Annotated in this window: 6 protein-coding genes and 1 pseudogene; all 7 read left to right on the forward strand. The window is 65.4% G+C overall.

Translation table 11 applies throughout. From position 1 onward, the window contains the following. Positions 1 to 220 precede the first annotated feature (220 nt). Positions 221 to 2,440 (forward strand): N-6 DNA methylase, encoded by a 2,220-nt coding sequence (locus ABD346_RS14815; protein WP_344375112.1) that lies wholly within the window; start codon positions 221 to 223, stop codon positions 2,438 to 2,440. 87 nt (positions 2,441 to 2,527) lie between these two features. Then, entirely contained in the window at positions 2,528 to 4,645 is a 2,118-nt protein-coding gene (locus tag ABD346_RS14820) for a type I restriction-modification system subunit M (RefSeq protein ID WP_344375113.1), read from the forward strand. Beyond that, on the forward strand, positions 4,642 to 5,898 hold the full coding sequence (locus ABD346_RS14825; RefSeq protein ID WP_344375115.1) for a restriction endonuclease subunit S: 1,257 nt from the start codon (positions 4,642 to 4,644) through the stop codon (positions 5,896 to 5,898). Before ABD346_RS14820 ends, ABD346_RS14825 begins: the two co-directional genes overlap by 4 nt. A 125-nt stretch (positions 5,899 to 6,023) precedes the next feature. Next, positions 6,024 to 9,230 carry a type I restriction endonuclease subunit R gene (locus ABD346_RS14830; RefSeq protein WP_344375116.1) on the forward strand — a complete coding sequence of 1,069 codons (3,207 nt, stop codon included), beginning with the start codon at positions 6,024 to 6,026 and terminating at the stop codon, positions 9,228 to 9,230. Between the two features lie 178 nt (positions 9,231 to 9,408). Then, positions 9,409 to 11,022, forward strand: coding sequence for a serine/threonine-protein kinase (locus tag ABD346_RS14835; protein WP_344375118.1), 1,614 nt, complete (start codon positions 9,409 to 9,411; stop codon positions 11,020 to 11,022). Between the two features lie 46 nt (positions 11,023 to 11,068). After that, positions 11,069 to 13,216, forward strand: a complete 2,148-nt coding sequence (locus tag ABD346_RS14840; RefSeq protein WP_344375120.1) for a UvrD-helicase domain-containing protein — start codon at positions 11,069 to 11,071, stop codon at positions 13,214 to 13,216. A gap of 365 nt (positions 13,217 to 13,581) precedes the next feature. Next, a pseudogene (locus tag ABD346_RS38620) lies at positions 13,582 to 13,823 on the forward strand (IS630 family transposase); the annotation flags it as partial. Positions 13,824 to 13,888 lie beyond the last annotated feature (65 nt).

Raw genomic sequence — 13,888 nt, forward strand, 5'->3', positions numbered from 1 at the left:
TCGGGTGACGCGTAGGAAGAGGGGCTGTGCGTCCGGCGGCGGGCGCACCTGTGGCCAGGAACCGGCCCGATCGCCATGAGCGGTGGCGAGCCATGAAAGCGATTCAAGAAGAGCACGCAGTGAAAGCGCTGTCAAACAGCTTGCCTGAGAGTGGTGTACGTGTAAGCTGTTTTCAGCCCGAGTGGCAGTCCTGCCTCGCCCCGCTACAAGGAAGTCTTCGATGTCGTCGTCATCCGCCCTGGTCACAGCCGCAGAGATCTCGCGTCTTGCCGGGGTCACCCGCGCCACGGTGAGCAACTGGCGACGTCGTCACGAGGGCTTTCCCGCGCCCGTCGGCGGTTCTGACACCAGCCCGCTGTACGACGTGAAAGCGGTACGGGCCTGGCTGGCCGAGCGCGGTTACGACATGTCGGTCGACCCGTCCGAGGAACTGCGCACCTTGTTGCGGCAGGCCGACGGGGGAGCGGGCGTTGTCGGTCGGCTCATTCCGTTCGTTCTCGCGGCTACCGAGAGCAGCGCACGTCAGCGCGCGGACTGGAGCGGCCTGCCGGATGCCGAGCTCGCCGAGCGGGCCGGGAAGGCAGTGGGTACGGCCCTGGCCGACATGGAGCCGACAGCCGATTCCGCCCCCGTTTCGTACCGTGCCGCCGACGCGAGCCTGCTGCGCGCCGTCGCCGCGTGTGTGGACGCCGAACTGTCGGCGGGAGGCACGGGCGCTACGACCCTCGACCTCCTGGCGCAGCGCGAACTCCTCGACAGCGCCGCCACGGGCTCTTACTCCACCCCGGCCCCCGTCGCCGAGCTGATGGCCGCGCTGCTCGCCGCCGTTCACGGTGGGAGTGCCCCTGACCGCGTTCTGGACCCGGCCTGTGGCGGGGGCTCTCTTCTGGCAGCCGCGGCAGCCATGGGGGCAACCGAGTTGTACGGGCAGGACATTGCCGCCGTGCAGGCTCAACGGGCGGCAGTCCAGCTGCGGATCACAGCCGGCGGAACGAGGGCAACCGTTCGCGTGGGAGATTCACTACGCGCCGACGCCTTTCCTGAACTGGCCGTCGACGGCGTCCTGTCCGCGCCGCCCTTCGGCGTTCGCGACTGGGGCCACGACGAACTCGCCTATGACGCCCGTTGGGCCTATGGCGTCCCGGGTCGCTCGGACTCCGAACTCGCCTGGGTGCAGCACGCCTTGGCTCATGTCTCGCAGGGCGGTGGTGTGGTCCTGCTGATGCCGGCCAGCCCTGCCTTCACCGGATCGGGCCGCGGCGTGCGTGCCGAACTGGTCCGTACGGGTGCGCTGCGCGCGGTGCTATCCCTCCCGGCTGGGGCGCTGCCGTACACCGGGCTCAGTCTTCAGCTGTGGGCGCTTCAGCGGCCGGACCCACAGGGGGTAAGTGTTCCGTCGGTGCCATCCGTACTGTTCATTGATACGGCGGCGTGGGTGACGTCTGGCCCGATGGGCTCACGGAGTGCGACGGACTGGCCGCCGCTGACCGCCGCTGTCCTGGACCACTGGCATACGTTCACCGGGAGTCCGGAGAGGTTCGAGGCAGTGCCAGGCAGCGTCAGGGCCGTTGAGGCGATCGACCTGCTAGACGACCGCGTCGACCTGACCCCTGCCCGCTACGTCAACTCCGGACCGGACGCGGACCCATCGGCCACGGCCACCACGGCGAACGACCTCTGGGCGAAGGGGGCCGATGCGGCAAAGGATCTCGCCACGGTCTGGTCCGGCCTGAGTGAACTGAAGCCCGCGGGTGATGCCGTGCGTGCGTGGCGTACCGCGACCGTGGCCGATCTAGGACGGGGCGGCGCGTTGACCGTTCTGACGAGTGCTGTGACGCGGCGGGGTGCGGATGGCGGGCGCACCGTTGCGGACAAGGGCTCCGACTCCGGCCCTGAGCACCCCACCAACCTGCTCATGCTGAGGGCCACCGATATCGCCACCGGGGCCCGCGCGTCCGAGCTGGCACCGGCCGAGGGGCTGGATCGCATGGTGCGCATCGAGGTCGGCGACGTTCTACTTCCTGAGATCGTGCGAGATCGTGCGAGCGCCGCGACCACCCCTTTCCGCATCGCGGATGAGGAAGACGCGGGCAAGATTCTCGGCCCGCACCTGAAAGCGTTTCGCCCAGACCCGGCCCGCCTCGACTCATGGTTCCTGGGCGGTGTCCTGTCCGCCGGAAGCAACATCAGCGCGGCGGCCAGCGGCAGCACGACCATCCGCATCGACGCACGCCGCCTACGTGTCCCTCTGCTCCCTCTGTCCGAGCAATGCCAGTACGGCGCAGCCTTCCGCCGCCTGCACAACCTCCAGACAGCCGGCCGACGGGCCGCCGAACTCGCCACCGAAACCAGCCACTTCGTAAGCGAAGCCCTGGCTGGCGGCACCCTGCTGCCGCCTCCCGAAGACCCCCGGCGCGATGACGGCTCCCTGGCCGGATAGCCCTCCCGCGCCCTGTACTTCGACCACACTGACCACGACAGACATCCGCCGCCCGCACCAGCGAGGCGGCGCACGGAAGGGACTCCGTTGAACAGCGCCATCCACACGGCCCTGGCCAATCACGCATGGTCCGTCGCCGACCTCCTGCGCGGCGACTACAAACAGTCCGACTACGGCAAGGTCATCCTGCCGTTCACCGTGCTGCGCCGCCTTGAATGCGTCCTGGAGCCGACCCGCGAAAGGGTCAACGAGACCGTCGAGAACCTGAAAGGCCAGGGCATCGACAACACCGACCACTTCCTGCGCCGCGCCTCGGGCCACTCCTTCTACAACACCAGCACGTACACGCTGCGAAGCATCGCAGGCGACGCCTCGAACGCGGCGACGCTGCTCCAGAAGTACGTGGGCGCCTTCTCGGACAACGCCCGTGAAGTCCTGGACAAGTACGAGTTCAACCAGCAGATCCGCAAGCTCGATGACGCGAACCTGCTCTACCAGGTCATCGGCAAGTTCACCGACCTGGACCTGCACCCCGAGGCCGTGCCTAACCACAACATGGGCTACGTCTTCGAGGAGCTGATCCGCCGCTTCGCGGAACAGTCCAACGAGACCGCCGGTGAGCACTTCACCCCGCGCGAAGTCATCAAGCTCATGGTTAATCTGCTGATCGCCCCGGATGGTGACGCGCTGTCCGTCCCGGGCACGGTACGCACGGTCATGGACCCGGCGTGCGGCACGGGCGGCATGCTCAGCGCCGCCGAGGAGCACATCAAGGACCGCAACCCCGACGCGACGGTCGAGGTGTACGGACAGGAGCTCAACCCCGAGTCATGGGCGATTTGCCGTTCTGATCTGATGATCAAGGGCCAGGACCCGGAGCACATCGCGTACGGCAACTCCTTCTCCGACGACGGCCACAGCCGAGAGAAGTTCGACTACCTCCTCGCCAACCCGCCCTTTGGCGTGGAATGGAAGAAGGTCAAGGACGACGTCGAGTACGAGCACAAGTCGCTAGGCGAGGCGGGCCGCTTCGGGGCTGGCCTGCCGCGCATCAACGACGGCTCGCTGCTCTTCCTCCAACACATGATCTCGAAGATGAAGCCGGTGGACGTACACGGGGGCGGCGGCTCGCGTGTGGCCATCATCTTCAACGGCTCACCGCTGTTCACGGGCGCGGCAGGCTCGGGCGAGTCGGAGATCCGCCGCTGGATCCTGGAGAACGACTGGCTGGAGGCGATTGTCGCCCTCCCCGACCAGCTCTTCTACAACACCGGCATCTCCACGTACTTCTGGATCCTGACCAACCGCAAGGCCAAGGACCACAAGGGCAAGGTCGTCCTCCTCGACGCCCGCGACCAGTGGGTCAAGATGCGTAAGTCGCTCGGCGACAAGCGCAAGGAACTGGGAGATGGCACGGCTGGCAAGCCGAACCACATCGCCGACATCACCCGCCTGTACGGCGAGGCGATCACGGCCGCAGGGGACGCGAACCACCCCATGCACGCCAAGGTGAAGGTCTTCGACAACACCGCCTTCGGCTACCAGCGCATCACCGTCGAACGCCCCTTGAAGCTCCGCTTCGACCTGACGGACGAGACTCTGGCAGCACTCATCGCCTCGAAGCCGATGCAGAAGCTGGCCGAGGAGTCGGCGCTCAAGTCCCTCCCGGAAATCGCCAAGCTGGTAGCAGCCCGCCGCAAGCTGACAGACGAGCAAACAGCAGAACTTGAGAAGCTGGTGGACGCGGAACTCCTCCCCTTCGCCGAGGCCCTGACCCCCCTCCTCGGCCAGTCCTGGCCCACCCTCTCGGAAGCCCAGGTCGCTCTCACCTCCGTAGCCGCCGAGGCCGGCCTGACCTTCCCCAAGGGCGCCACCTTTAAGAAGGCGCTGCGCGACGCAATCGGCATCCGAGACGCTCAGGGTGAAGTCCAGGTCATCAAGGGTTCCTCCGAGCCGGATCCTGATCTCCGCGACTACGAGAACGTCCCCCTCGGCGAAGACATCGAGGCCTACCTCAAGCGCGAGGTCCACCCCCACGTCCCCGACGCCTGGATCGACCACACGAAGACAAAGATCGGATATGAGATCCCGTTCACGCGTCACTTCTATGTGTACGAACCGCCGCGGCCACTTGCGGAGATCGACGCGGAGCTGAAAATGCTGGAGTCTGAGATCCAGGCTCTCTTGAGCGAGGTGACCAAGTGACGGTTCAACCTACCGGGATTCCGTACGGGCGGTCTCTGCCGCGTCATTGGAACGTAGTTCCGCTGAAGTATCTGGCAGATCTCTTTAACGGTTACGTGTTCAAGTCTCAGGACTGGGCCGACTCTGGGACGCCTATCATCCGCATCGAGAATCTGAATGGCTCCAGTGACTTCAACTTCTCGAATCTCGACCTTGACGCCAAGCATCGTGTGGTTCGTGGGGATCTACTCTTTTCTTGGTCAGGCAACCCTGGCACATCTTTCGGTCCATTCGAATGGGGGAAGCCGGGACTTCACTTCCTGAACCAGCACATCTTCAAGGTGGATTCCTATGGGTGTGACGCAAGGTGGCTGTATTGGTCCCTGAAAGCTGCGACTCATTGGATTGAGCGGGAGCTTACGAGTGGCATGATTGGTATGGTCCATGTAACGAAGGAGGATTTGAAGAACGTTCCCGTCCCCATCCCACCGCTAGAGGAGCAGCGCCGCATCGCCGACTTCCTTGACGCTGAGACTGCCCGTATTGGTTCCCTTGTCAGGGCTCGATCGGCTCAGCTCAGGTGCTTGGAGCAGCGGTGGACAACGCACCTTGCAGACGTCACGAACGACCTCATTGCTCGCTATGGACTGGTCCCGTTCCGGCGTGTGCTCACCTCGGTGGAACAAGGTTGGAGCCCTCAGTGCGATGACATCGAGGCGCAACCTGACGAGTGGGCAGTCCTTAAGACAAGTGCTGTAAGTTCAGGAATCTTCAAGCCCCTGGAGCATAAAAGACTCCCCTTCAACATTCTGCCTGATTCTCGGTATCGGATCGAGAATGGGGACATCCTCATGACAAGAGGTAGTGGCTCGCCAGCTTACGTCGGAGTGTCCGCTGTTGCCGATACGGGTGGAAGGAACCTGCTGCTCAGTGATCTCCTTTACCGGGTGCGACTGGAGCGCAACTGGTCACCTGAATTTGTGGCTCTGATGCTCGGCAGTGCACCTGTGCGCGGGTTTATGAGCTTGCTGTTTCGTGGGCAATCAGGGCAAACGATCAAGCTCAGATCCGAGGATATCAGGGCTATTGATCTGCCCGCTGTGCCTCCAAGGGAGCAAATCAAAATTGCATCCGCCTTGCAGGCGAAGCGGAATGCCATCATGCGAGCCCAGGCAACCGTGCAGGTATCTGGCGCCGTTCTCGCCGAGCGCCGCCAAGCGCTAATCGCCGCTGCCGTGACTGGCCAGTTCGACGGCTCAATCGCCTCGGAATGAGGAGTTCACCATCGATGACGGATCCCGTGCCGTAGTTCCCGACTGGCCCGTATGAATTCACCGTCCTTCGACAAGTTCTGAAAAGACGTTGGCTACCTGCTGACGGGGAAACGGGGAGACTGACCATGGCCGCCGTACACAATGAATCCGCCTTCGGCGACGGCATAGTTGCTGCTCTGACCGAGCGGGGCTGGCGCGAGGCTCAGCCCCAGGATTACCAGGCCGACATCGGGCTCGACACCAACGAACTGTTCACGTTCATCGACAAGACCCAGGCCCAGGAGTGGTACGACCTGGTCAACGTCTACGGCGGCGTCCAGGCCGATGCCAAGTACGGGTTCGTGCGCCGTCTGGACAAGGCGATCGCCGAGGAGGGGGTGCTCTCCGTTCTCCGTAACGGCGTCAAGGACAGAGGTGTGAAGCTGCGCGTCGCGTACTTCAAGCCGAACCTCGTTGTCGAGGACTCGGTCCTCGACAACTACCGGGCCAACCGCCTCACCGTCGTGCGTGAGCTGCGCTACGCCACCAAGCAGGCCGACTGGGACAACCGGCTCGACCTGGTCCTCTTCCTCAACGGAATCCCCCTGGCCACGGCCGAGTTGAAGAACCCGCTCACTGGGCAGGGCGTTGAGCATGCCAAGGAGCAGTACCGCACCGACCGCGACCCGAGCGAGCTGATCTTCAAGCATCGGGTCGTCGCGAACTTCGCCATAGACCCGGACCTGGTCTTCGTCGCCACTCAGCTCAAGGGCAAGAACACCGTCTTCCTGCCCTTCAACACCGGCTCGGAGGGTCCTGGCCGTCCTGGCGGCGCTGGCAACCCCACCCCCACCGCCTACGGCACGTACGCCACCTCCTACCTATGGGAACAGGTCTGGCAGCGGGACAACTGGCTCGACCTCATCCAGCGTTACGTGCACCAGCAGAAGCACAAGACGCCCGGCGGCGGCTCCACCCGCTCAACGATCTTCCCCCGCTTCCACCAGTGGGATGTCGTCAAGAAGCTCACCGCGCACGCCTCCGTCAACGGGACGGGCCACAACTACCTGGTGATGGCGTCCGCCGGCTCCGGCAAGTCGAACACCATCGGCTGGCTTGCCCACCGGCTGTCGGACCTCCACGCCGGCACTGACCCCCGCGTCCTCAACCAGGAAGCCCTGAACGCCGGTTACATCAAGCCAGGTGCACCGGTTTTCGACAAGGTCATCGTCATCACCGACCGCCGCAACCTGGACTCCCAACTCCGGGAAACCGTCGGCAGTTTCAGCCAGACCGACGGTCTTGTCGTCAAGATCGACGAGAAGCACGGGGCCAAGAGCGAGCAGCTCGCGCGCGCGCTTTCCCGTGACACCGGGAAGATCGTCACAGTCACCCTGCACTCGTTCCCTGCGCTGGTCGACTACCTCAAGCGCAACCCGACCGAGATCCAGGGCACGACCTTCGCGATCATCGTCGACGAGGCCCACTCCTCCCAGTCCGGCGACGCCGCCACCTCGGTACGGGAGGTCCTGCGGGACCTGGGTCTCGACTCGGACTCCGATGAAGCAGGGGCCACCAAGGCCAAGGCCCGCCGCAAGAAGCCCGAGACGCTGGAGGAGATGCTCAAGCAGCGGGCGGAAGAGCGGGCCATGGCGCCCAACATCTCCTACTTCTCCTTCACCGCTACGCCCAAGGCCAAGACCCTCGAACTCTTCGGGACAATCGAGGACATCGGTGGCGAGGCTACCTACCGGCCCTTCCACACGTATTCCATGCGCCAGGCCATCGAGGAGGGCTTCATCCTCGACCCGTTGCGCACCTACGTCACGTACAACACGTACTGGAAGCTGGTGAATCAGAACCCGGATGAGAGGGAAGTCGACCCCTCCAAGGCAAGCCCCCTCCTTGCCCGGTTCGCCCTCACCCACGAGACCACTGTTGCCCAGCACGCCCAGGTGATCGTCGAGCACTTCGTCGCGCACACCCGCGGCCGTCTCGGCGGGCGGGCCAAGGCGATGGTGGTGACCGCCTCCCGGCAGTCTGCCGCCGAGACGGCGCGCGCGATCAAGAGCTACATCGCCGACCGCGAGTATGACACCAAGTACCCCGACCTCGGCGTTCTCGTCGCCTACTCCGGCTCGGTCACCCTTGATGGCGAGGAGCGCACCGAGTCGCAGGAGAACGGCGGGCTGTCCGAGAGCGCGCTACCCAAGGCGTTCGCATACACCCGCGCCGACGACAAGGCGGTCAAGGCGGGCGGCAAGGGCCAGCAGGAGTACAAGATCCTGGTTGTCGCCGAGAAGTACCAGACCGGCTTCGACCAGCCGCTGCTCACGACGATGTATGTCAATAAGAAGCTGACTGGCATCTCCGCCGTACAGACTCTGTCGCGCCTCAACCGCACCGCCGAGCGAAAGAGCCAGTCCGACCTGGCTGTCTTGGACTTCGTCAACGACGCCGACGACATCCAGGATGCGTTCCGCCCCTACTTCGAGGAGGCGATGACGCTTCCCTCCGACCCGAACCTCCTCTACACCGCGCAGAGCCGGGTGATGTCCGCGCCGATCATCTCCGAGCAGGAGATGGACGAGTTCGCCGCCGCGTACTTCGAGGCGAAGGAGAAGGCGGCGGGTTCGCAGGCCAAGTGGGAGAAGCTGCACGCCGAGCTGTACCGGCATTTGTCGCCCGCGGTCGCGCGCTACGAGACGCTGCGGGACAACGATGAGGTGGAGGAGGACGTCGAGATCGCCGAGGACTTCCGCGCCGATCTCAAGGACTACGTGCGCAAGTACGGCTTCCTGGCGCAGATCGTGCCCTATCGGGATGATGAGCTGGAGCGGTTGTACCTCTACGGCCGCTACCTCCTCACCCGGCTGCGGGGCCGCGCGGACGGTGGCGTGGACATAGGGGCTGTCGACCTCAGTCACCTTCGAGTGGAGCAGACTGGCGAGCACGACAAGTCCCTCACCGCGGAAGGCGCGGCGACGCTCAAGGGCTTCGGAGAAGGCACAGGCGGCGCGAAGGAGCAGGAGAAGTCGCTGCTCTCGGAGCTGATCGAGAAGTTCAACGAGAAGTTCGGGACCGAGTTCACCGAGGAGGACCTCGCCCGGCCCTTCGAGGAGGCCAAGGCCGATCCGAAGGTACGCGCCGCGGCCGTCGTCAATGACGAGGACAATTTCGGCAAGGTCTTCGACAAGGTCTTCGCCGACAAGATGGCCGACCACATTGACACGATCGCCGGCATGGGTCGCCAATACTTCGGAGCCGACCGGAATTTCAAGTCCCACCTGGACCGCAGCGCACGGCGCGCGGCGTGGCGGATGATCCGCCGTGAGGAAGACGTGGACGAGTAACCACGAACGGGCCCGTGTACGCCGGCGTGGTGTGCGCGGGCCCGATGCACGATTCCCGGGCCGGGAAGCGTCGTCCTCGAATTCGCCGTCTCGGTGGACGGAAGATCACCCAACCGGCGAGACTGGTTAGAGTCCGGGCCGGCGCTGCCCGGGTCCGGAGTTGAGCAACGACGGGGGCATGGTGCCGCAGTTAGAGTCGCAGAAGCAGCCGATCGCCGGGCGCTACGAGCTCCTGGAAGAGATCGACCACGGTGGCATGGGCAGCGTGTGGCGCGGCTACGACGCTGTACTCGACCGGCCGGTCGCCGTGAAGCTGATCCGGCAGCAGTCCGTGACCTCACCGCAGCTCGCCGAGGAGTTTGCCAAGCGCTTCCGGCGCGAGGCGCGGATCACCGCGCGCATCCAGCACCCGGGTGTCCCGCAGGTGTACGACGCGGTGCTCGACGAGTCGTACGAGCAGCTGTTCCTGGTGATGGAGCTCGTCGATGGGGTCTCGCTGCGCTCCTACAACCAGCCCACTCAACCGCTGCCGGTCAGCTGGGCCGCTGCGGTGGCCGCACAGGTCGCCACCGTCCTGTCGCACGCGCACGCCGTTCCGGTGATCCACCGCGACCTCAAGCCGGGCAACATCCTCATCGCCCGCGACGGCACCGTGAAGGTCCTCGACTTCGGCATCGCGGCCATCCTGCGCACCGACGTCACCAAACTCACCGCGACCGGCACACCCCTGGGCACCCACCAATACATGGCGCCGGAACAGGTCCGAGGTGGCAGGACCAGCCCGCAGACCGACCTGTATGCGCTCGGCTGCATCCTTCATGAACTGCTCAGCGGGCAGCTGCTGTTCACCGCCGACAGCGAGTACATGGTGATGCACCAGCACGTCAATGCAGCACCCACCCCCTTGCGACAGCTCCGACCTGACGTGCCGACCGCCCTGGAAGAGCTGGTTCTGCACCTGCTCTGCAAGGCCCAGGAGGCGCGGCCCGCTGACGTACAGGAGGTGTACGAGCGGCTGGTGCCTTTCCTGCCCCCGCCCGGCTCCCCGGACCCCGCACCCGGCCAGGCGGGACCCGCCGGGGTGCCCGACCCGACAGGGATCTTCCGCAAGCCGTACGCACCACGCTCCCGCGCCGGCCGGCCGACGCCAGTGGGCCAGGAGGCTCAGCACGTTGGCGACCCGGCTGCCGCACAGCCCGCACCGGTCCCTGCCGCCGTGCGCGCCGCGATCAAGGCAGCGTATGACCACTCCGACGCGCTCCTTGAAGACGAGCGATTTGCGCAGGCCGCCGAGGTCATCGGCGAGGTCATCGAACCGGCCGCGCGGGTACTCGGTTCCGAGAGCCGACAGGTCCTCGAACTGCGTATGAACCGCGCCGCGGTCTGGCTGCTCGGCGGCGATTACCGGGCCGCGCTCCCCGAGTTCGACGCCCTGGCCGACGCGTACGCGCGCACCAGCGGACCCACCGGTGGGCGAGCCCGTGCCTGCCGCGCCCAGGCCGCCCGCTGCCGGGCCGAACTCGGACAGGTCACCGTCGCACTCGCCGCACTGCGCGATGTCTTGGACGTCGTACGGTCCGTGGACGGCGACGTGAGCGAGGAAGCCGTCGAGCTCCGCCGCGACATCGGGATGCTCTTCCTCGCCCAGGGGCGTACAACCGAGGCGCGCGACATCCTCGAACCGCTCCACGCCGATCTGTGCCTGGTCCTGGGGCCTGACGACGAGCTGACCGCCGAGATCGCAGAAGTACTCGCCGTCATCCGACTCGAACTCGACGGACCGCTCTCCTGATCTGAGCCCGCCCACCCGACTACCCCGCCGGAGGGAAGCCCGCACCATGCCCCGTCTCGCCTTCGATATCGGCTTCTGCGCCCAGCTCGGAAAACTCCAGGGCACGGTCAGACAGGGTGTCTTCGATGCCTGGGAGAAGTTCGAACGACTCACCCTGGACCAGCTGTTTAAGGACCCGGGCTTGAAGCTTGAGACCCTTCAGCAGGCCCGCGACCGGCACATCCGGACCATCCGCATCGACAAAGGAACCCGCGGCGTGGTCCTCGCGCCAAGCAGTGGCGACACCTTCGTCCTGCTGCGGGTGATGCCGCATGACAAGGCGATCGACTGGGCCGTCAAGCAGAAGGCGAGCATCAACACCGTCACCCGCTCCGTCGAACTTCGCGACATCGCCATGCTCGACGAACTGACTCCGGCTTACGAACGGATCGCCGCCGACACGACACCCGACCAGCGACTCTTCGGCAAGATCTCCGACGGAGACATGGCCGCGCTCGGCGTCGATGCCACCACGTTGCGCCAGGCTCGCGTCCTCACCAGCGTCGAACAACTGGAGGTGTTCGCCCCGTACTTCCCGCCCGACCAGCGCGAAGTCCTCGAGTACCTGGCCGCCGACTTCACTGTGGATCAGATATGGCGCGAGGTCGTCGCAGTGAACCTCGCCGCCGCTGAGAACGACACCGATCCGGTCGACACCACCGACTACGCCACCGCGATCAACCGCACCTCGACGCGTATCGCCGTCATCAGCGACGGTGATGAGCTCCGCGACATCCTCAGCAAACCCTTCGACGCCTGGCGGGTCTTCCTCCACCCTTCCCAGCACAAGGTCGCCTACCGAGCCTCCTACTCCGGTCCCGCCCAGGTCAGCGGCGGACCCGGAACCGGAAAGACCGTCGTTGCCATGCACCGCGTGCGACACCTTCTGAAGTTTCTCCGCGACGGCGAGCGCATCCTGCTCACCACCTACACCAACGCACTCGTCGCAGCTCTGCGCAGCGGACTCGCCGCCCTCGTAGACGACGAGGAGTTGCGAGAGCGCGTGGACATCACCACGGTCGACGCCTTGGCTTCCCGGGTCGTCTCGACGTCACGACGTCCACTGCGGGGCGGAGAAGAAGAGCCCCGCTGGCAACAGGCCGCGCAGGCAACCGGCTTCACCGGGACCACCCAGTTTCTCGCGCAGGAGTACAAGCACGTCGTCCTCGCCCAGAACCTGCGCACGCAGGAGGAGTACGAAGCCGCGGACCGCCCGGGTCGAGGACGCGCCCTGCCGGCCAGTGCGCGCCCTCTGGTGTGGCGCACGATCCAGACCTTCGTCGACCAGCTCGCTGCTGACGGTCTGCGCACGTACCTGGGAACATGCTCAGAAGCCGCTGACCTGTTGGGAGAGAAGGGACCGCGATACCGGCACATCGTGGTCGACGAGGCGCAGGACCTGCACCCCGTACAGTGGCGCCTCCTGCGCGCCGCTTCTGCTGATCGCCCGGACGATCTGTTCATCGCCGGTGACCCGCACCAACGGATCTACGACTCCAAGGTGTCGCTCAAAGCCCTGGGTATCAAGGTCGCCGGCCGCTCCACGAAGATGCGGAAGAACTACCGCTCCACCCACGAGATCCTCAGCTGGTCCACCGGGCTCCTCGTCGGTCGCCCCTTCGAACAGCTGGAGGACGACAGCCGGAACGAGACCCTGCTCGGCTATCGCTCATCCCTCCACGGCAACGGTCCCCAACTGCATGCGGCAGCCTCAGCAGCAGGCGAGCTCGATGCGCTGGTAGACCGAGTACGTGCCTGGATGGAGAACGGAGTCGCACCTGACGAGATCGGTGTCACCACACGATTCAACAAGGACGTCGAAAAGGCGATCGCGAAGCTTGTGGCCGCGGGCATCCCGGCAAGGAAACTCAGAGCGGACAGCGCCGAAGGAACCGATGCCGTCAGGGTTGGCACGATGCACTCCTTTAAAGGGCTGGAGTTCCGCTGTGTCGCTGTGACAGGGGTGAACGAGGACGCTCTGCCCTTCTCGAAGGCGGTGACGCCCGTCGAAGTCGACCGTCTCCAGCACGAGGCGGATCTCATGTCCGAACGCTGCCTGCTGTTCGTCGCATGCACGCGGGCGCGTGACGGGCTGTTCGTATCGTGGGCCGGCGAGCCCAGTCGTTTCGTGCTGGAAGCGACTCGCGCAGAGTGATGAGTGGCAGATGCCTCAGCGGTTCCCGCCCGCCCACGCGGCGCTGGGCGCAGCACGTTTCATGAGAATGGAGGGGACCGGCTCTCTCCATTATCTCCGTCAGCATCAGGTGGCCGGGTCTCCATAGGCGCCGCTGCATTGAAGATGCACCCCCGCCCACAAGCCTCGCCGCAGCGCGACAGACCGCACGGCCGATGGACGCGTTCCACTGTTCGAGAGGAATCTCCTGCTGCGATCGAAGAAGTTCGGTGACGACGATCCCGCCGCCCTCGTCGCAGCCTGCAATCCGGGCGCGTGTGACAGCGGTAGGTAAGATTCCTTCCCGATCGGGGCCATCTTGCTGGGGCGGGGATGACTGAGGGGCCCTGCGCTTCTCGGACAGCGGTGTTGAGGGTTCTCCTTATGCCGCAGCTCAGCGGGAGCAGGTCCGGTTCGAGGTGCGGAGAGGTTTGCTACTGGAGGCGGAGTGCCGCAGGTGGACAGGGAGTTGAGGGTTTCGCGGAAGTCTGCCTATGCCTGGTCAGCCCTGCGGCGGAGCGGCCGTGTGGACGCGCTGGGGTCGAAGGGGCCGTTGCGGATGAAACTGTCCTGGCGGGGCTGGCTGGCACAGGTGTCAATCCCCTCGGACTGTGGAGATCTTCTAAGCGGCCAGCTCCAGACCGGAGTTGGCCC

It is taken from the genome of Streptomyces mauvecolor (genome assembly GCF_039532965.1).
GTDB classification, from domain to species: Bacteria; Actinomycetota; Actinomycetes; order Streptomycetales; family Streptomycetaceae; genus Streptomyces; species Streptomyces violascens.